The sequence below is a fragment of the Streptomyces stoeckheimensis genome, from assembly GCF_045822005.1.
Taxonomy (GTDB): domain Bacteria; phylum Actinomycetota; class Actinomycetes; order Streptomycetales; family Streptomycetaceae; genus Streptomyces; species Streptomyces stoeckheimensis.
Genome location: NZ_CP169550.1, coordinates 1,813,930 through 1,833,101, shown reverse-complemented (window position 1 = coordinate 1,833,101; position 19,172 = coordinate 1,813,930). Strand labels below are relative to the sequence as shown.

Annotated in this window: 18 protein-coding genes; 8 read left to right on the top strand and 10 right to left on the bottom strand. The window is 72.6% G+C overall.

Going from position 1 to position 19,172, the window contains the following annotated elements; genetic code table 11:
- Positions 1-9: 9 nt before the first annotated feature.
- Genes ACE1OC_RS08635 through ACE1OC_RS08625 form a run of 3 tightly spaced genes read right to left on the bottom strand, consistent with a single transcriptional unit; the run spans position 10 to position 3,209 of the window.
- Positions 10-849, bottom strand: coding sequence for a carbohydrate ABC transporter permease (locus ACE1OC_RS08635; protein ID WP_407841513.1), 840 nt, complete (start codon positions 847-849; stop codon positions 10-12).
- Between the two features lie 31 nt (positions 850-880).
- Positions 881-1,876 carry a carbohydrate ABC transporter permease gene (locus ACE1OC_RS08630; RefSeq protein WP_407836511.1) on the bottom strand — a complete coding sequence of 332 codons (996 nt, stop codon included), beginning with the start codon at positions 1,874-1,876 and terminating at the stop codon, positions 881-883.
- 13 nt (positions 1,877-1,889) lie between these two features.
- Positions 1,890-3,209 (bottom strand): ABC transporter substrate-binding protein, encoded by a 1,320-nt coding sequence (locus tag ACE1OC_RS08625; protein ID WP_407836510.1) that lies wholly within the window; start codon positions 3,207-3,209, stop codon positions 1,890-1,892.
- A 184-nt stretch (positions 3,210-3,393) separates the two neighbouring features.
- Between ACE1OC_RS08625 and ACE1OC_RS08620 the strand changes: the two genes are divergently transcribed.
- Positions 3,394-4,713, top strand: coding sequence for an ROK family protein (locus tag ACE1OC_RS08620; protein ID WP_407836509.1), 1,320 nt, complete (start codon positions 3,394-3,396; stop codon positions 4,711-4,713).
- 107 nt (positions 4,714-4,820) lie between these two features.
- Here the strand turns inward: ACE1OC_RS08620 and ACE1OC_RS08615 are convergent, their stop codons facing one another.
- Positions 4,821-6,176 (bottom strand): ABC transporter ATP-binding protein, encoded by a 1,356-nt coding sequence (locus ACE1OC_RS08615; protein WP_407836508.1) that lies wholly within the window; start codon positions 6,174-6,176, stop codon positions 4,821-4,823.
- Between the two features lie 795 nt (positions 6,177-6,971).
- Here ACE1OC_RS08615 and ACE1OC_RS08610 point away from each other — a divergent pair.
- Positions 6,972-7,229, top strand: coding sequence for a hypothetical protein (locus ACE1OC_RS08610; protein WP_407836507.1), 258 nt, complete (start codon positions 6,972-6,974; stop codon positions 7,227-7,229).
- A 24-nt stretch (positions 7,230-7,253) separates the two neighbouring features.
- Here the strand turns inward: ACE1OC_RS08610 and ACE1OC_RS08605 are convergent, their stop codons facing one another.
- From ACE1OC_RS08605 to ACE1OC_RS08595, 3 genes are all read right to left on the bottom strand, one after another.
- Positions 7,254-7,958 carry a 4'-phosphopantetheinyl transferase family protein gene (locus tag ACE1OC_RS08605; RefSeq protein ID WP_407836506.1) on the bottom strand — a complete coding sequence of 235 codons (705 nt, stop codon included), beginning with the start codon at positions 7,956-7,958 and terminating at the stop codon, positions 7,254-7,256.
- A gap of 59 nt (positions 7,959-8,017) precedes the next feature.
- Positions 8,018-8,479 carry an iron chaperone gene (locus tag ACE1OC_RS08600; RefSeq protein ID WP_407836505.1) on the bottom strand — a complete coding sequence of 154 codons (462 nt, stop codon included), beginning with the start codon at positions 8,477-8,479 and terminating at the stop codon, positions 8,018-8,020.
- A gap of 75 nt (positions 8,480-8,554) precedes the next feature.
- Positions 8,555-9,007, bottom strand: a complete 453-nt coding sequence (locus ACE1OC_RS08595) for a carboxymuconolactone decarboxylase family protein (RefSeq protein ID WP_250740452.1) — start codon at positions 9,005-9,007, stop codon at positions 8,555-8,557.
- 213 nt (positions 9,008-9,220) lie between these two features.
- On the opposite strand from ACE1OC_RS08595, the gene ACE1OC_RS08590 reads away from it, so the two are divergent.
- Positions 9,221-11,674, top strand: a complete 2,454-nt coding sequence (locus ACE1OC_RS08590) for a tetratricopeptide repeat protein (RefSeq protein ID WP_407836504.1) — start codon at positions 9,221-9,223, stop codon at positions 11,672-11,674.
- Positions 11,675-11,772: 98 nt separating this feature from the next.
- A complete protein-coding gene (locus ACE1OC_RS08585; RefSeq protein WP_407836503.1) occupies positions 11,773-11,970 on the top strand; it encodes a hypothetical protein in 198 nt (65 codons plus the stop codon).
- Between the two features lie 13 nt (positions 11,971-11,983).
- Here the strand turns inward: ACE1OC_RS08585 and ACE1OC_RS08580 are convergent, their stop codons facing one another.
- On the bottom strand, positions 11,984-13,162 hold the full coding sequence (locus ACE1OC_RS08580; protein WP_407836502.1) for an alpha/beta hydrolase: 1,179 nt from the start codon (positions 13,160-13,162) through the stop codon (positions 11,984-11,986).
- Positions 13,163-13,414: 252 nt separating this feature from the next.
- Here ACE1OC_RS08580 and ACE1OC_RS08575 point away from each other — a divergent pair, with 252 nt between their 5' ends.
- The gene (locus ACE1OC_RS08575; RefSeq protein ID WP_407836501.1) at positions 13,415-14,236 is read left to right on the top strand and encodes an inositol monophosphatase family protein; all 822 of its coding nucleotides are present in this window, start codon (positions 13,415-13,417) and stop codon (positions 14,234-14,236) included.
- Between the two features lie 96 nt (positions 14,237-14,332).
- Positions 14,333-15,754, top strand: coding sequence for a phytoene desaturase family protein (locus ACE1OC_RS08570; protein ID WP_407836500.1), 1,422 nt, complete (start codon positions 14,333-14,335; stop codon positions 15,752-15,754).
- Between the two features lie 20 nt (positions 15,755-15,774).
- Here the strand turns inward: ACE1OC_RS08570 and ACE1OC_RS08565 are convergent, their stop codons facing one another.
- Positions 15,775-16,890, bottom strand: a complete 1,116-nt coding sequence (locus ACE1OC_RS08565; RefSeq protein ID WP_407836499.1) for an FUSC family protein — start codon at positions 16,888-16,890, stop codon at positions 15,775-15,777.
- Positions 16,891-16,974: 84 nt separating this feature from the next.
- Positions 16,975-18,186 (bottom strand): inorganic phosphate transporter, encoded by a 1,212-nt coding sequence (locus ACE1OC_RS08560; protein WP_407836498.1) that lies wholly within the window; start codon positions 18,184-18,186, stop codon positions 16,975-16,977.
- Between the two features lie 259 nt (positions 18,187-18,445).
- On the opposite strand from ACE1OC_RS08560, the gene ACE1OC_RS08555 reads away from it, so the two are divergent.
- Together ACE1OC_RS08555 and ACE1OC_RS08550 are read left to right on the top strand one after the other, a co-directional pair.
- The gene (locus ACE1OC_RS08555; protein WP_407836497.1) at positions 18,446-18,652 is read left to right on the top strand and encodes a hypothetical protein; all 207 of its coding nucleotides are present in this window, start codon (positions 18,446-18,448) and stop codon (positions 18,650-18,652) included.
- A 10-nt stretch (positions 18,653-18,662) separates the two neighbouring features.
- Positions 18,663-19,166, top strand: coding sequence for a MarR family winged helix-turn-helix transcriptional regulator (locus ACE1OC_RS08550; RefSeq protein ID WP_407836496.1), 504 nt, complete (start codon positions 18,663-18,665; stop codon positions 19,164-19,166).
- Positions 19,167-19,172: the final 6 nt, after the last annotated feature.

The window sequence follows — 19,172 nt, the reverse complement described above, 5'->3', positions numbered from 1 at the left end:
GAGAAGGGGCTACTTGACCGCGCCGGCGGTCAGCCCGGTGACGAGGTAGCGCTGGAGGAGGAGGAAGCCGCCGACGACGGGCAGGCTCACGACGAGCGAGGCGGCCATGACCTGGTTCCAGTACACGTCGTTCTGTGTCGAGTAGCCCTGCAGGCCCACCGCGAGGGTGCGGGTCGCGTCGTTGGTCATCACCGAGGCGAACAGCACCTCGCCCCAGGCCGTCATGAAGGCGTAGACGGCGACGGCGACGATGCCGGGGATCGCGGCGGGCACGATGACGCGGAAGAGGGCGCCGAGGGGACCGCAGCCGTCGACCTTGGCGGCCTCGTCGAGGTCCCTGGGGACCGAGTCGAAGTACCCGATCAGCATCCAGATCGAGAACGGCAGCGAGAACGTCAGGTAGGTGAGGATCAGCCCGGCGCGCGAGCCGAACAGCGCGATCCCGGTGGCGTTGCCGATGTTGACGTAGATGAGGAACAGCGGCAGCAGGAAGAGGATGCCGGGGAACATCTGCGTCGACAGCACCGTGACGGTGAAGACCCGCTTGCCGCGGAAGGAGTAGCGGCTGACGCCGTAGGCCGCGAAGATCGCGATGATGACGGAGAAGGCGGTCGCCGAACCGGCCACGATCAGCGAGTTCATGAAGTAGTCGCCGAGGGGGACGGTCTTCCAGATGTCGAAGTACGGCTGGACGGTCAGGCCGGAGGGGATCCACTGGAACTTCCCCGACACGTCCTGCAGCGGCTTCAGCGAACTGGAGATCATGACGTACACCGGCAGCAGGACGAAGCCGGTGAGGAGCGTCAGGAAGACCAGCCGGCTCACGAGGAACGACTTGGGGGGCGCCATGGGCGACCGGGACTGCACCGCCTGAGTGTGCTTAGGCATCGGTGGCGCTCCTTCCTCGGGAGGTGAACAGGAGGTAGAGGCCGGTCACGACGAGCAGGAACAGCAGCAGCAGGACGGACATCGCGGATCCGGTGCCGAAGTTCCAGGTCTGGAACGAGGACTGGTAGATGTGGATGGAGATCAGGTCGGCCGACGCCGGTGCCGATTTCCCGAACAGGACGAACGGCGTGTTGAAGTCGTTGAACGTCCACAGGAACAGCACCAGGATCAGGACCTGGTTGACCGGGCGCAGCGAGGGGAGCGTGATGCGGCGGATCTGCTGCCAGACGCCGGCCCCGTCCAGGGCCGCGGCCTCGTAGATCTCGCGGGGGATGTTCTGCAGGCCGGCCATCATGATGAGGAAGGCGAAGGGCCAGCCCTTCCAGACCGAGACGACCAGCAGGGTGACGAAGGCGTTGTCGCCGATGAGCCAGAACGGCGGGCTGTCGGTGAGCCCGAGCTGGTCGTGGATGACGTGGTTCACCAGGCCGTTGTCGCGCTGGAACATGAAGGCCCAGGTGATGACGGCGGCGTAGACGGGCAGTGCGTACGGCACCAGGAAGATGGTGCGCAGGATGCCCCGGCCCTTGAACGTCTCCTGCATGAAGATCGCGGCCGCCGTGCCGATCAACCAGCACAGGCCCACGGAGAAGAAGGTGAACAGGCACGTGGTGAAGAAGGAGCTCAGCAGTGCCTCGCCGACCGGTGCGTCGAAGTCGACGGTCAGGGCGTAGTTGTCCAGGCCGGACCAGGGCGCGTTGCCCCAGTCGCGGAGGTAGAACTGGGTGAGCTCCTTGAAGCTGACCACGATGCCGATGACCATCGGGATCAGGTGGACCAGGAGCTCGAGGACGAGTGCGGGGAGCAGTAGCAGGTACGGCAGGGAGATCCGGCGGAGCCGCCCGGAGCGGCGGGTGCGAGGCGCCGCTCCGGGGTGGTTCTTCCGTACCGTCCGCTTGCCCGTACGAGGGGGTGCGGTGGTGGTCATGAGGTGTCCGTGCCTACTTCTTGGGCATCTGCTGCTGGGCCTTCTCGAGCTTCGCCTTCACCGACTCCGTGGTGACCGGACGGCCGGCCGCCGCGTCGGCGAAGAGCTCCTTGACCGCGGTGCCCACCACCGTCTCGAACTGCGACTCCTCGGGGACCTGCGGGAGGGCGGAGGCGCTCTTGGCGAGGGTGTCGCGCAGGACGGCGAGGCCGGGGGTGTTGAAGGCGGGGTCGGTCTGCGCGGACTTCACCGGCGGGATGGAGCCGTAGGCCTTGTTGAGGATCTTCTGCTCCTCGTCACCGGTCATGAAGTTCACGAACTTCGTGGCGCCGTCGATGTTCTTGGTGTTCTTGAAGACGGCCATGTTGATGCCGGCGACCATGGAGTTGGTGGACGTTCCCGTGCCCGGCGCGCCGGACTGCACGGGCGCGGGGACCACGCCCCACTCGTCCTCCTTCATGCCCTGCGCGGCGAAGGTGGCCGAAGCGGTCTGCCACAGCACCATGGCGGTCTTGCCCTTGGCGAAGTCGCTCAGTGACTGGTTCTGGGAGTACTCGGCGTTGCCCTTGGCGACGATCTGCGCATCGGCCATCAGGTCGACGTACTGCTTCACGGCCTTGACCGCGCCGTCGGAGGTGAAGTCGGCCTTGCCGTCCGCGGTGAAGAAGTCCGCACCGTGCTGCTTGCCCAGGACGAAGACCTGGTGGATGTTGTTGGACAGGTTGGAGCCCTCGACGCCGAGTCCGGCCTTGCCGTCCTTGGTCAGTTGCTTGCCGGTGGCGATCACCTCGTCCCAGGTGGTCGGCGGCTTGGTGACGCCGGCGTCGGCGAACGCCTTCTTGTTGTAGTAGAGCGCGTAGGCCATCGAGTACAGCGGGACGGCCGCCGGGTCCTGGCCCTGGACGCCGGTGGAGCCGAGCGCGGACTCCACGAACCGGTCCTTGCCGCCGATCTTCTCGAAGTTCTTGGCGTCCCACGGGAGCAGCGCGCCGCTGGCCTGGAGCGAGGCGCTCCAGGTGTTTCCGATGTTGAGGACGTCGGGGCCCTGACCGGAGGTGGTCGCGGTCAGGATGCGGTTGAGCAGGTCGCCCCACGGCACGACCTCGAGCTTGACCTTGATGCCCGTCTGCTTCTCGAACTTGTCGAGCTCCGGCTGGAGGACCTGCTTGTCGACTTCCAGGCTCGATCCCTGGTTGGAGGCCCAGTAGGTCAGCGTCTTCGGCTGCTCGTTGGACCCGCTCCCGTCGGTGGAGCCGCCACCACCACAGGCGGCCGCCCCGAGGACGAGGGAGAGGGTGACGGCGCCGACCGCTGCGACTCTGATTCTGCGCATGGCTCCATGGGCCTTTCAGGAAGGAACGGGATGCCGACTGCGGGGTGGGGGGCGGACGTTCCGTGGTTCGCCCCCAAAACCACATGGCTTAATTTAGGATGTGAGTTAAACCTCAAGTGAAGGACTCGTCAAGAGCGTTCACGCAGGTATCTTGCAGGTACGGGCATCGATGACAGGGGACAGAGTGCGAGTACGTAGCGGCAGAACAGTGCGTGACCTGCGGCGCGAGAACCGGACCGCTGTTTTGCAACGGTTGTATTTCGACGGCCCCCTGAGCCGCTTCTCGCTGGGCCCCGCCACGGGGCTGAGCTCCGGGTCGATCAGCAACGTGGTCGCGGAGCTCGTCACCGACGGCCTGGTGGAGGAAGCCGGGAGCGTGGAGTCGGCCGGCGGGCGCCCCAGGACCCTGCTCCGCGTCAGCCCGACCAGCGGTTACATGATCGGCGTGGACGTCGGCGAGACGCGCATCCGCATCGAGCTCTTCGACCTGACCCTGACCGAGCTCGCCCGCGTGGAACGCCCCTTGGAGGCGGCGGGGCCCCGCCGCATCGACCGCTACGAGGTCACCGTCGTCGTGCAACACCTCCGCGAGGGCATCACCGAGGTCCTGCGCAGGGCCGGCATCGCACCCGAGCGGCTCCTGGGCGTCGGCATCGGCGTTCCCGGCATCGTCGCGCGGACCGCGGACGGCGCCGTCGTCCACGGTCAGACCATCGGCTGGGACGCGGTCCCCCTGGAGCGGATGCTGCGCGACTCCCACCTGCTGCCCGAAACCGTCCCGTACTACATCGACAACGGGGCCAAGACCCTCGGCCAGGCGGAGATGTGGTTCGGTGCGGGGCGCGGGGCGCGGGGCGCCGTCGTCGTGCTCTTCGGCTCCGGCGTCGGCGCGTGCGTGGTCAGCGACGACACCCGGACCGGCCGCGCCATCGAGTGGGGCCACCTGACCGTGCGCGTCCGCGGGCGCCGCTGCCGCTGCGGAGCCCAGGGCTGCCTGGAGGCGTACGCGGGGGCCGAGGCCCTCCTGGAACGCTGGGCCGAGGCCGGCGGACGCCCCCCGGCCGACGCCGACGAGGAGACCGCCCTGACCGCGATGCTCGCCGCCGCCTACCCCGAGCCGGGCCCCGACGGCGCCGCCCCCCGGGCCGACGCGACCGCCCTGGCCGTCCTGGAAGAGACCGCCGAATACCTCGGCGCGGGATTCTCCGACCTGATCAACCTCTTCCAGCCCGAACGCATCCTCGTCGGCGGCTGGGCCGGCCTGCAGCTCGGCACCCGCTTCCTGGACTCCGTACGGTCCTACGCCACCTCCTACGCCCTGTCGTACCCGGCCGCCAACGTCCGCATCGACCTGGGCACCTTCGGCCCCGACGCCGTCACCGTCGGCGCGGGAATCCTGCCCCTCGCCGATTTCTTCGCCCGCGGCGGACACCGCACGGAACCCGAACGCGAGGAGCCGCTGCCGGCCTGGCGGACCACGCTGCAGGAGCGGGCGGCGCACTGACCGCCCGGCCCACCCCGCAGCCCGCGCGGTGGGCCGGCCTGCATCCGGGCCCTGCTCATCCGGGCCCTGCCCATCCGGCCCCGGGCGGTGCCCCGCAGGCCCGGGCGCTACCGCTCCAGAGGTGCGAGCCCGTCCCCGGCCGGAGACACCCGTTGCCCGGCATGGTCGAAGACGTACAGCTGCGCGAGATCGACCAGGAGCGGGATCTGCGCCCCCACCCGCACCCGGACGTGCGGTCCCGTGCGCACGACGAGGTCGCTGCGCACCGCCCCCAGCCGTTCCGATGCGACGCCCGCGTCGGGCCCCTGGGGGGATTCCGGCGGCGCGTCCAGGACCGCCACCGACCCGGACAGCCGTTCCACGGCCCGGGCCTTGAGCCGTCCCAACCCGCTCTGCTGCCGCCTGAGGCTGCGCCCGGGACGGGCGGCCGGTTGCCGCGCCGACTCCAGATCCGCCACCACCGCGGGGCGCGAGCCCGTGTCCACGTGGACCAGCGCCTCGTGCCCCTGGTACTCGACGTGCTCGACGATGCCCGTCATCGCCACCTCGCCCGGCCGTGCCTGGCTCGGCGGTGCGATCCGGACCGCCTCCGACCGCAGGCCGACGATGACCGGGCGCCCCTGCTGGATCCGGAGCAACTGGTGGTCGGGGCTGAGGGGTTGGGGAAGGGCGAGCCGGTGGCGTCCCAGGTCGATCCACATGCCCGCGCCCAGCGGCGCGTGGACGACGGCCTGGAGCAGGCTGATGCGGGGTGTTCCGATGAACGCCGCGACGAACACGTTCGCCGGCAGGGCGTAGGTGTCCCGTGGTGAGCTGACCTGCTGGAGGACGCCTCCCCGCATGACCGCCACGCGGTGCCCGAGGGACATGGCCTCGGACTGGTCGTGCGTCACGTAGACCGTGGTGACACCGAGTTCGGCGGTCAGCCGGGCGATCTCGGCCCGCAGGTGGGTGCGGAGCTTCGAGTCCAGACTGGAGAGCGGCTCGTCCATCAGGAACACCGACGGCTGCCGGGAGATGGCCCGGCCCATCGCCACCCGCTGGCGCTCGCCGCCGGAGAGCTGTCCGGGGAAGCGGTCGAGGAGGTCTTCGATGCCCAGCATCCGGGCCGTGGCCTCCACCTGGGGCTCGTGATCCCCGCGGGGGTCGCGCAGCTTCAGCGGGAATCCGATGTTGGCGCGGCCCGTCATGTTCGGGTACAGCGCGAAGCTCTGGAACACCATCGCGATGTCCCGCTCGCTCGGCGGCACGTGATTGGCGTACTCGCCGTCGAGGTACAGCGCGCCCTCGGTGATCTCCTCCAGCCCCGCGATCATCCGCAGGACGGTGGACTTGCCGCAGCCCGAAGGCCCCAGCAGAACCAGGAACTCGCCCGGCTCGACGGTGAGGGAGACGCGCTCGACGGCGAGGGAGCCCCGCCCGTATCTCTTGCTGACATCGCGCAACGCGATGGAACGACTCATAACGATCCGCCCGGAGCTGGGAATGGGGTGTGGGAGGGGGGTGGGGGAGTTGAGGTCAGAAGCTAGCGGAGGCCACCCCCGCGAGGGAACGCCTTGGCACAACATCCGGAAATCGAGACCCGGTCGACCCCGGCGGCCGGCCCCGCCCCGTGGCACCGGTACGGCGAGCCTTGGGGCCCGCCGGGGAAACTCGCCTCTCCCGGAGGTGAGTTGATCGCCCGGCTTCCTTGACCGCGGCCGAGAACGCGCATTAGGTTCCCGCAGAGGGAGAGCGCTCTCCCGCACCGGATCGGGCGCCTCGAGGACCGCTCGCCGACCGGAGGGCACGCGCGATGAAGCGGACACCGACCGACGAGCAGATCGCCCGCGCGATCGCGCACGCCCGGGGGCCGGACACCCGGGTGCTCGGCAGCCGGGAGCTGGCGGGCGGCACCTTCAACTCCGTCCACCTGCTCACCCTGGACCGGGGCGCGGGACGGGAGTCGGCCGTGCTCAAGGTCGCGCCACCCGCGGGCACGCCCCTCATGACCTACGAGCGCGCGCTGATGCGCACGGAAGCGGAGTTCTACCGGCGAGCCTCGGCGGTACCCGGACTTCCGGTGCCCGGAGTCGTGGCGACCGGCTTCGACCGCAGCGCGATCGCCGGCGACGGCCCGATCGACGGCGACTACCTCCTGATGACCCACCACCTGGAGGGCGAACCGAGAGCACGCACCAGACGCCGCGCGGCCGCCCTTCGGGCGACGACGGGATTGACGACAGGCCCTAGGGCGCCCCGTCCGCGGACTCCACCGGGTGCGGGGTTCCTCGTTCGGCTATCCGTACGCGCATCCGCCGGCCGGCGCCGCCGCGAGTCGGCGGACGGCCTTCGAGGGCATGCTGGCCCACGTCTGCGCGGACGCCCGCCGCTTCCGCGCCCCGCTGCCCGTCGACCCCGACGAGGTCCTCGCCCTCGTCCGCGCCCGGGGCCGGCTCCTCGACCGGGTGACGACCCCCTCACTGGTCCACTTCGACCTGTGGGAGGGCAACATCCTGCTCGCGACGCGGGCCTGACCGGCAAGATCCGAAAGAGACCGCCTAGTCTCCGGTACCCACCGCCACGGCGGCCGTGAAGCCCGCGGGGACGGCCACGTCCGTCAGGGACCAGTCGGGCAGGCCGTTCGCCGGGGTGTCGCCGGCGCCCACGTAGTCGAGGGCGAGGCCCCGGGCCAGACCTATGCCCAGGCCCTTGAGGTACGCCTCCTTGCGGACCCAGACGCGGCCGAAGGCCGCGGGCCGCTCCTCCGGGGCCAGGGCCTTTAGCTCCGCGGTCTCCCGCGGGTGCAGCTGCCCGGCCAGTTCGGCCACGGCCGATGCCGCGGGCAGCGTCTCCACGTCGGCGCCCACCGGCAACGGGCCCACCGCGAGCAGGGCGAGCCGGTCGCTGTGCGACAGGGAGAAGTGGACGGGTCCGTCCGCGGACATCGGACGTCCGTGGGGACCGTCGCACCCGGGGCACGGGGCGCGGCCGATCCGTACCCGGCCCGGGGCGAGGTCGAGCCAGGCGCCGAGCAGCACCCGCAGCGCCACGTGGGAGGTGACGTAGCGGCGCCGGTCCTCCTTGCGCTTGAAGGAGGCCGCGCGCTGTTGCTCGGCCGGGTCCAGGGTCTCCGGAGCCAGCCGGGCGGCCGCGCCCTCCCGGTCGTCGGTGTCGACCAGCCACACGGCTGTCGACGCGTCGGACGGTGCCTGCGCGGCGGGCGGGAGCTCCGCACCGATCGTGAGGACGTGGGGCGTGAGCACGATCGGTGTTCTCCTAGGTCCGGCGCCGGCCGTCGGCAGGCTTCCTCTCAGTGTGCCTCTCAGTGTGCCGCGTTCTTCACCAGGGTGGCGATCATCTCCTCGTTCGCGGCCGTCAGCTGCGTCAGGGCGTAGGAGGTCGGCCACATGGTGCCCTCGTCGAGGTGGGCCTGGTCGCTGAAGCCGAGCGTCGCGAAGCGGGCCTTGAACTTCTCCGCGCTCTGGAAGAAGCAGACCACCTTGCCGTCCCGGGCGTACGCCGGCATCCCGTACCAGAGCTTCGGCGCGAGGCCGGGCGCGCTCGCCTTGACGATCGCGTGGATCCGCTCCGCCATGACCCGGTCGGAGTCCTGCATCTCGGCGATCTTCGCGACCACGGCGGCCTCCTCCTCCGCCGCCTTGTCGGCGCGGGACCCGCGGCGCGCGGACGCCTTCAGCTCCTTGGCGTGGTCCTTCATCGCGGCGCGTTCCTCGTCGGTGAACCCTTCGAACGTGCTCTTCGCGGGTCGGTCGGTGTTCGTCATGGCGGTTTTCCTCACAGGAGTCGGGTCGAGGGGCTGGACGGTCGGGCTAGGAGGCGGGGCGGTCCGCTCCCGTCGTCACCACGAGCCGGCGATCTGGCGGGTCGTGGCGTTGAGCCGGTTGAACAGGTTCGTGACGCCGATCATCAGGACGAGCGCGGCGAGCTGCTTCTCGTCGAAGTAGGTGGCGGCCGTGTCCCAGACCTCGTCGCTCACCGCGTCGGGACGGTCGGCCAGCCGGGTCGCGGCCTCGGCCAGCAGCAGGGCCGCCCGCTCCTCCTCGGTGAAGTACGGGGTCTCGCGCCAGACGGAGACCGTGGCCAGCCGCTCCTCGCTCACCCCGGCCTTGCGGGCCGCCTTGGCGCCGCTGTCGACACAGGAGCTGCACCCGTTGATCTGGCTCACCCGCAGGTGGACCAGCTCCAGCGTCTGCCCGTCCACTCCACCGGAGTGGACGGCCTTGAAGATCTCCTGGATGGGCTGCATCGCACCGGACAGGACGACGGCGGGGTTCTGCATGCGGGACTGCATCTCGGTGTGCTCCTCTGCTGGTCTTCCGGTCCTCCGGGGTCGTTCCGGGTTTCCGGTGCCCCCCTCGGGGTGTGACTCCATGACAGCCGCAGCGGCCCGTCGCGACGAGGGCGGTGGGACACCCTGGGACAGGCGGAACATCCTTGACCAGCGGATCCGAGGGCCAAGATAATCCGGGCGCGGCGGGACAGGGATACGGGGGGAACCGTGGACATGGAACGGCGGACGGCCGGAGCCGACCCGCAGGGCGAGCTGGCCGCACGGCTGCGGCTGCTCCAGGAGCTTTCCGGCCTCGGTGTACGGGCCCTCGCGAAGGATGCGGGACTGAGCTCCTCCTCGCTCTCGCGCTACCTCAGCGGCCAGACCGCGCCGCCCTGGCCCGCGGTGGTCGCCCTCTGCCGCCTGGTCAAACGCGATCCCCGACCGCTGCGCCCCCTCTGGGAGCTCGCTTGCGCCAACCCGCTGCCGGCACCCCCGAAGACCAGCCGCCAGGTCCAGCCGCGGCCCCGCAACGGTCTGCCGCGCGACGTCCCCGACTTCACCGGACGCGAGAGCCAGCTCGCCGCCGTGTTCGCCGCGGTGGACAGCCACCGGGGTGTCGCCGTCGACGGCATGGCGGGCGTGGGCAAGACCTGCCTGACGGTGCACGCCGCACACCGGCTCGCCGCCGACTACCCGGACGCCCAGCTCTACGTGGACCTGCACGGATTCACCGAGGGCCGGGACCCCCTCGATCCCGAGTCGGCGCTGCGGATGCTGCTCGGGGCGCTCGACGTGCCGTCCGAGAGGGTCCCGCAGGAGGGCCTCGAACCGCTGGCGGCCTGCTGGCGCGCGGAGCTGGCGGGCCGGCGCGCCCTCGTGGTCGTCGACAACGCGGCCGACGCGGAGCAGGTCCGCCCGCTGCTGCCCGGTGCCGGCGACTCCGTCGTCCTGATCACCAGCCGCAACCGGCTGGTCGGCCTGGACGAGGTGCCGCCGGTCTCGCTCGACGTGCTCAGCCCGCGGGAGAGCGCGGAGCTGCTCGCCCGGGCCAGCGGAGACCCGGGCGGCCCCGAAGGCCGCCTCGCCCGCGAACCGGAGTCCGCCGCCGAAGTGCTGCGGCTCTGCGGCCACCTGCCGCTGGCCCTGCGGCTGGCCGCGGCCCGGCTGCGCCACCGGCCCGGCTGGACGGTGGGCATCCTCGTGGAGCGGCTGACGGAGGGCACGAGCGAGTTCGACACCGCCTTCGCCATGTCCGTACGGCAACTGGACCGGTCCCAGGCCCGGTTGTTCCGGATGCTGGGCCTGCTGCCCGGCGGCTCGTTCGACGCCTACGCGGCCGCGGCCCTGGCGGACGTACCGGTGCGCGGCGCCCGGGAGATGCTGGAGGACATGGTCGACGCGCATCTGGTCCAGCAGCCGACGGCGGGCCGCTACCGGCTGCACGACCTGGTGCACCAGCACGCGCGCGGCGCCTGTGCGCAGCAGGACTCCCCGGCCGAGCGGGAGCGGGCGCTGGGCCGCTTCCTCGACTACTTCGTGCACGCGGCGGCGGCGGCCGACGCCGCGATGCCGGTCCTCTCGCCGGGACGGCTGCCCTCCGCCGGCCGGCCCCCGGCCGAGCTGCCGAGGTTCGCCGACAAGCACGCGGCCTGCGCCTGGCTCACCTCGGAATACGAGACGATGATCGCCGCCTTCGAGACGGCGGTCGCCGTCGGGGCGGACACGCACGTGTGCGAGCTGCCGCGCTTCCTGCGGGCCTACTTCGCACGGCGCTGCGGCACGACCCACCTCAACCACCTCTTCGAGCGCTCGCTGGACGCCGCCGAACGCCTCGGAGACCCGCTGCGCCTGGCCGAGGCCTACAGCGACCTGGGCTTCGCACGCTACAACGCGGGCCGGATGGTCGAGGCCGCAGCGGCGTACGAGGCCGCCGGAGTACGGGGGGTACAGGCGGGGGACACCCACACGGAAGCCGAACTGGCCCTGCGCCGCGGCTATCTGAGCTGGGACCGGGGGAGCGCCGAGGAGCCGCTCGCACTGTTCCGGCTGGCCGGGAAGCTGTACGGGGAAGCCGGCCTCCCGGCGGGCGCGGCCCACGCGGCCGCCGCGGAGGCCTGGGCGCTGCTCCAGCTGGGCGACCGCGAGGAGGCGGCGCGACGGGCCCGGGAGGTGCTGGAGGTGTCCCACCCGGACCCCGCCTGGCCGCCCACCCTGACGGCCCGCATCACCCTCGGCGTGGCCATCGCCGCGGAGTCGCCCGAGGAGGCGTCGCAGCACCTGCACCGGGCGCTGGCCCTGGCCCGCGAGGACGGGCACGTGAACAACGAGGCGTGGGCCCTCAACTGCCTGGGCGTCGGGCTGCGCCGGATGGGCCGGTACGAGGAGGCCCTGGCCAGCCACCGGGAGGCGTTCGCCCTGCTGGACGAGCTCTTCGAGGACCACTGGAAGGTCCGTTTCCTCGGCGCCTACGCCGAGACCTGCCGGCTCGCGGGACTGCCCGAGGAGGCCCTGATCCTGCACCGGCAGACGCTGGAGCTGGCCCCCGGGCTCGGGTACCGGCACGAGGAGGCACTGGCCCACGAGGGGATCGCGGTCCTGCTGGACGACACGGATCCGGCCGCGGCCGCCGAGCACCGCGCGGCGGGACTGTCTCTCCTGGAGGACCTCGGCGCCGGGGTGCGCTGAGCGGATCGCCCCGATGTCGTTGCACGACTCCGACCGGTCCTGACAGCCTGGTCCCGAGCCGGCCCGACCAGGGGCCGGCCGGACCCGGGGGGACCCTCATGAACATCAGAGCCGCCGCCATGGCCGCCACCGCCGCCTTCGCCCTCGCCGCGCTGGGCGCCGGCCCGGCCTTCGCGGACAACCACAGCAGCGTCGCGCCGCAGGGCCGGTCCGGTCCGTCCGGGGAGCAGGGCGCGCAGTACGTCTGGGGCGAGCAGGGCCCGCAGTTCCTCCAGGACGGCGCGTTCGAGCACTGATCCCGGGGCGCGGCTACGGCGTCTCCGGCCCCCAGCCGTTGGGGCAGGGGGCCGCGGACCCCGTGGCCGGGCCGTAGGCGTAGGCCACGAAGTCCTTGAGCTCCGGGCCCCAGTAGGGCCACGCGTGGTCGCCCGCGCCCCGGCAGTAGCGGTGGGCGACCGCGCGGTCCTTCAGGTCCTGGTGGAGCGCCGCGGTCATCGCGCCGATCTCCTTCTCGCCCGTACCGCCCGTGCCGCCCGCGTACAGGGCCATCTTCCCGCCGTACGAGGCGTACTTGCCGTCGAGCGCCAGGTTGACCGGGTTCTGCCCCGGCCAGGTGCTCGGCGGGCCGAAGACCGTGGCCATCCGGTACGGGGTGTCGCCGGTCACCCGGAACTTCCCGTCGAACAGGCCCGTCCACAGGATCGAAGCCCCCACCTGCCAGGTGGAGTTGGTGATGATGGTCTGCGCGCCCGGGTCGTAGATGTCCGTGCCGGGCGAGAAGGCGCCGACGGCGGAGAACAGCTCCGGGTGGCGGCCGGCGTAGCGCAGGGCCCCGTAACCGCCCATCGAGACACCCGCGACCGCGCGCCCGGAGGCCGCTCGCACGGTGTTGAAGTTGGCGTCGATCCACGGGACCAGCTGCTGGACGTGGAAGGTCTCCCACTGCGGGGCGAAGAAGCCGTCCGTGTGCCCGGGCCAGTCGCTGTACCAGCCGGCCTTGCCGCCCTCCGGCATCACGACGATGCCCTTGAAGGCGGAGTCCTTCAGGTTCGCCGTGACGTTGCCCTCGTCGGTCTTCGACCACTGCTCCACGTCGCCGGTGCCGCCGTGCAGCAGGTACAGCACGGGGTAGGGGTGCGCCGGGTCCCGCTGGTAGTCCTCCGGCAGCAGGACGCGTACCCGCACGGGCACCTGGACCGGATCGATCGAGGGGGTGCCGCCGTGCGCGGCGAAGACGGCGGCGGAGGTCACGGAGGCGTCGCCCATGCGTTCGCTCTGTCCCGCGGCCACCGACCAGGTCCGCAGGGTCAGCCCGGCCGCGTTCGGCGCGGGCAGCGAGGGCAGGACGGACGCGGCGCCCACGGGGGCGGCGGGCGCGGCGACCACGAGCGCGGCCGCGGCGGTGGCGGCGGCCGCGAGCAGGGCCGCGGCGCGGCGGAGGGGGAGGAAGAGGCGAGAGGGTCGGGAGGAGCGGGCGGGGCGGCGCATGAAGGGCTCCCAGGCGGTGGTGTGGGGGAGGGAGAGGGCCGGGCCCGGCCGGTGTAGCACGGGCGGCCGGAGCCCACCAGGAGGCGGACCGGGTTCCGGTCCTCACCGCCCGGTCCTCATCTGCTCCGCTCCCCACCCACCCCGGTCCCCGCCGCCCGTCCGGCGGCGCGTTCATCCGCGGTCCACCCTGGGTCCGGCCGTCCGCCGGGTCCGGCGGTGGGGTTTGTCAGCCGGGCGTGCTTTGCTGGAGGCATGATCGATGAATTCCTCGCCCGGAAGCTGTCCGACGTCGACGAAGCCGTTCGCAAAGCGGCGGCGATCGAGATCATGCCGAGGTTCCGTCGGCTCGCGGACCACGAGGTGGACGAGAAGAGCGGCCCGCACGACCTGGTGACCGACGCCGACCGCAAGGCGGAGGAGTACCTCACGCAGGCCCTGACCCGGCTGCTGCCCGGCTCGGCCGTGGTCGGCGAGGAAGCGGTGCACGCCGATCCCGGGGTCTACGGCGCGCTGCGCGCCGACGCCCCGGTGTGGATCGTGGACCCCGTCGACGGGACCCGGCAGTTCGTGCACGGCGAGCCGGAGTTCTGCACCCTGGTCGCCCTCGCGCACCGCGGGGAGCTCCTCGCCTCCTGGACCTTCGCCCCGGCGCTGGAGGAGATGTCCACCGCCGTGCGCGGACAGGGCGCGTACGTCAACGGCGAGCGGATCCTGAGCGGTTCGCCGGATCCCGGCGCCGAACTGCGGGTCGCGACCGCCCACCCGCTGTACACCACCGAGGCCGAGCGGCGCGTCCTGGCGCGCCTCGACGTGCCCGGGGTGGCCTCCCGAGCCTGCGGTTCGGCGGGCCTGGAGTACCTGAAGGTGGCCCGGGGAGAGATGGACGGCCTGGCCTTCAACTGGCCCTCGGCCTGGGACCACGCGGCCGGGCTGCTGCTGGTCGCCGAGGCGGGCGGCTCCCAGAGCACCGTTGACGGGGTCCCCTTCCGGGTGGACCGGGACAACGCGCTGCCGTTCGCGGTCGGCCGGGACGAGGCCACGGCCGTACGGATCCGGGAACTGCTGCGCGGCTGAGCCCAGAGCGAACGGAGTCGGCGCGGATCTCGGAGCCGCCTCTGGACAGGCGCAATACCCTGGGGGCGGTGGCGCCGCCGGACGAAGGAGTCGCAAGTGCCGTCGATCCTCGATGCGGTCGTGGTGGGGGCCGGGCCCAACGGGCTGACGGCCGCCGTTGAACTGGCCCGGCGCGGCTTCTCCGTGGCCGTCTTCGAAGCCGCGGACACCGTCGGCGGCGGGGCCCGGACCGAGGAGCTCACCCTCCCCGGCTTCCGGCACGACCCCTGCTCGGCGGTGCACCCGCTCGGCGCCGGGTCGCCGGTCTTCGCCACGATGCCCCTCAAGCAGTACGGGCTGGAGTGGCTGCACGCCCCGCTGCCCATGGCGCACCCCTTCGACGACGGCACGGCGGCCGTGCTCTCCCGCTCCGTCGCGGAGACGGCCGCGTCCTTCGGGCCCCGAGACGCGGGCACGTACCGGCGTCTGGTGGATCCGTTCCTCGGCAAGTGGGACACCCTGGCCCGGGACTTCATGTCGCTGCCGGACACCGCGCTGCCCCGTGACCCGCTCACCCTCGCCCGCTTCGGGCTGGCCGGGCTGCCGCCCTCCACCTGGCTGCTGAGCCGCTTCCGCGACGACCGTGCCCGCGCCCTGTTCGCGGGGCTCGTCGCGCACGTCATCGCCCCGCTCGGCGGGATCGGGACCAGCGCCGTCGGCCTGGTCTTCGCCCTCGCGGCGCACGCGAACGGCTGGCCGATGCCGCGCGGCGGCTCGCAGTCGATCTCCGACGCCCTCGCCGGGTACCTGCGCGACCTCGGCGGGACCGTGCACACCGGGTTCGAGGTCAAGCGGCTCGACGACCTGCCGCCGGCCCGGGCCTACGTCTTCGACACCTCCCCGACCGCACTGGCCCGCATCGCACGCCTGGGCCGGGTCTACGACGGCTACCGCTACGGCGCCTCCGTGTTCAAGCTGGACTACGCCCTGGACGGCCCCGTCCCCTGGACCGCCGAGGAGGCGCGCCGGGCCGGCACCGTACAGATCGGTCCGCGCACCCGCGACATCGACGCGGCCCTGCAACTGGCCTCCGGCGGGCGGGTCCCGCGCACCCCGTTCCTCATCGCCGCACAGCCCAGCCTGGTCGACCCCGGCCGGGCGCCCGAGGGCAAGCACACCTTCTGGGTGTACGGGCACGTCCCGGCGGGCTGGGACGGCGACCTCACCGAAGCCGTCGAGCGCCAACTGGAGCGCTTCGCACCCGGGTTCCGCGACCTGGTGCTCGCCCGCGCCACGGCGGGCCCGCCGCAGCTCGCCGCCCGCAACCCGAACTACGTCGGCGGCGACATCGCCTGCGGAGCGGCCTCCGGGCTCCAGCTCCTGCTGCGTCCCAAGCTCACCCTGTCCCCGTACAACACGGCCCACCCGGCCGTGTTCCTGTGCTCCTCGGCCACCCCGCCCGGCCCCGGAGTGCACGGCATGTCGGGCCACAACGCGGCCAAGGCCGTCTGGCGCCACCTGCGGGGGAAGGCGGCCTGAGGGCGGCTTCCGCACGGGCCCTAACCGAAAGCGGCCTTGTGGGGGCCGATCGAGGGGTCCAGTTCGTGGAGCATCTTCCGGGCGTCCTCCAGGATCCCGGCGGTGCACAGGACCCGCCAGTCCGCGTAGGCGGGGGACTGCGCCAGCGCGGTCCGCAGGAAGCCGGTCTCGGCCTCGCCGAGCAGCCCCGCCAGGCGGGCCCGGACCTCGGGCGAAGGCGCGTCCTCCCGCACGTGTACGTCGGCCAGGTCGCCCAGCATCGCGGCGAGCGCGGCCAGCACCCCGTCCAGCCCGGCCGGGGCGTCGGCCCGCCGGGGCGCCAGGGGTTCCTCCTGCTGCGCCCAGTGCAGGGCGGGCGGGCGGCCTTCGCGGAAGGTCAGGTTGTACAGGCCGCGGGTGATCCCCCGGACCTGGTGACCGACGTGGTCGAGGCACTGGGTGGCTTCGGCGAGCCGGTCCAGGCGGGGCCGCGCGAACCGGCCGCGCGGACTCCAGCGGATCGCGTCCTCGGCCTCGCGGACGGCCCGGCGCACCGCGTCGAGCTCCTTGGACAGGGAGCGGGCCCGCCGGACCCAGTCCCCGGTGCGCGCGGCCCACTCGTCCTCGGCCAGGCCGCGGGCGATCTCGGTCAGCAGGGCGGCCATCTGCCGGTTCAGGCGGGCCAGTTCCTCACCCGCACGGCGGGTGAAGCCGGGAGCGGGCAGCGCGAGGCCGACGCACGTGCCGACGAGCACGCCGACGACGTTGTCCTCCAGCCGGGCGGATCCGTACCCGAAGGTGGTGGCGGCGCCCATCACGAGCACGGCGGTGAGCGCGATCTGGTGCATCTGCGATCCGAGCTTCATCGCGCGTCCCGCGAACATGCCGACCAGCACCACGAGGGCGACGCTCACCGTGTTCGTGCCGATCGATGCGGTGGCCGCCACACCGAGCAGGAAGCCGAAGAGGATGCCGGCCGCCCGCTGCAGGCTCTTGCGCGCGGTGGCGAAGGGCGTGGTCTGCGTGGCGAGGACGGCGCCGGCGGGGGCGAGCGAGGCCGCGTCGGAGTGCAGCAGCACGGAGGCGATCCACCAGGCGAGTCCCGCCGAGATCGCCGCGCGCACGACCATGCTTGCGTCGCCGAAGCCGGCGGTCATCCGGGACCGCAGGCCCTCTGCTGTCGCCGTTCTGCCCGATGCCTCCACTTTTGTGACCTTACGTGACGAGATGCGTACCGGGGCTCAGGCGGTCGCGGTCGCGGCGGCCGTGGAACCGGCGGCGGAGGTGGCGGCTGCGGTGTCCGCGGCGGTGGCCGCCGCCGGGGCGACGCTCCGCGCGGTGACGGCCGTACGGCGGGACCGGGCCCAGAAGGCGAGGGTCGCGCACAACAGCAGGGCGGCCGTGGCGTCCTGGCCCCAGGCGCCCTGCTCCGTGAGCAGGACGGCCAGGGCGGCGACGAGCCCCGCCGCGGGGAGCGTGAGGACCCAGGAGACGAGCATGGCCCGCACGGTCGTCCGGCTCAGGTCCCCGCCGGGGGTGGCGAGCCCGGCCCCGGCGACGCTGCCGGTGACGGCGTGCGTGGTCGACACCGCGAAGCCCAGGTGGGAGGTGGTCAGCAGCACGGCCGCCGCGCTCGTCTGGGCCACGCAGCCCTGCCGCGGGCCGAGCCGGGTCAGACCCGTGCCGAGCGTGCGGATGATGCGCCGGCCGCCCGTGTAGGTGCCCAGGGCCATCGTGAGCCCCGCGGTCACGATGACCCACAGCGGGGGCGCGGACCCGGCGGGCAGGGAGCCCGCGGTGACCAGCGTCAGCGTGATCACGCCCATGGTCTTCTGTCCGTCGCCGGTGCCGTGCGCCAGGGACACGAGGGCGGCGGCGAGCACCTGCCCGGCGCGGGCCCTGCTGCCCCCTGCCCGCTCCGTCCCGCGCCCCGCTCGCCCATCTCGCCCCGCGCCGCGTTCCGGGCCGCTCAGCCGGCCCGCCGCCCGCGTCGCCGCGTACGCCACCACTCCGCCGATCAGCGGAGACAGGACGGCGGGGACGAGGATCTTGCCGACCACGGCCATCCCGTTGACCCCCTGGAGCCCCACGGAGGCGACCGTGGCGCCGATCAGTCCGCCCACGAGGGCGTGCGAGGAGCTACTGGGAATTCCGAGCAGCCACGTCGCCAGATTCCACAGGACGGCCCCCGCCAGGGCCGCGAGGATGACCGGCGGACGTATTCCGGCGCGCTCGTCGATGATGCCTCCGGAGATCGTCTTGGCGACCGCCACCGAGACGAACGCACCCGCGAGATTGCACACCGCGGACATGGCCACGGCGACCTTGGGGCGCAGCGCGCCGGTGGCGATGGCGGTGGCCACGGCGTTCGCCGTGTCGTGGAACCCGTTGGTGAAGTCGAAGAGCAGGGCCACCGCGATGGTGATCGCGATGAGCGTCGTGGAGGAGTCCATGAGTGCGCGTCTCTGCGAGTGGAGTGGGAACGTCTGAACCATAGGCTCGCCGGACCGGCCGAATCGGCTTCCCGGGTAAACGGAAAACGAATAAGGCGGCGCTAAGTATGGGGAGCCAAAAAATGCCGGGAAAGTCCGTAAAGAATTATGTCCAGGATTCTTCGACCGGCCTTGGCGGGGTGGGGCTCCCGGCCTTTCGGCCCGCGCGGACCGGGTCTTTGCGCCTTTTCTTCCGGGGGAGAAGAAGGGGAATGGAGCGGTGTCCGATGTAATCTCGGAACACGGGGGCCGGGCACGGAAACTCTTCCTGCCGCCCGCACCCGTACCGCTCGTCTGCGCGCTCGGCGTACTCGGCCTCGGCCTGGGGCTGTTCGCCCCCGCCAACAACGCCCTCCTGATGCGGGCGGTGCCGAAGGACCCTCCGGGCACCGGCGGCCGCGCCCCCTCCGCGGCGGAGCGCGCGTAACGTGGTCGGTATGCCACGCATGCCTGGCCCGCCCGGCGCACCGGACGCCCAGCCCGGCGCGGGCTCGCCCGAAGCCCGGGAGCTGACCGCAGCCGTCACCCGCCTGCGCCGCGCCCTGCGCGCCTCGATCCGTACGGAGTACCCGTGGGAGCAGCTCCCCATGGCCCAGGTGGAACTCCTCCAGGTCTGCGTCGAACACTCCCCGGTCCGCGTCAGCGAACTCGCCGCCCGCCAGCGCCTCGCACAGTCCACGGTGAGCGGACTCGTCGCCACGATGGTGCTGAACGGGCTGGTGACCCGCGAGGTGGACAGCGAGGACCGGCGCGCCGCCGCCGTCAGCGCCACCGATGCCGGCCGGCTGCGGCTGGCCGCCTGGACCCGCGCCCACGAACGCCGCCTGGAGCACGCACTGACGGCCCTGCCCGACGCCGACCGCGCGGCGCTCCGCACGGCCCTGCCGGCCCTCGCCCGGCTCGCCGCCCGCCTGGAGGACGCGGACGGCGAGGGCAGGTAGGGGCGG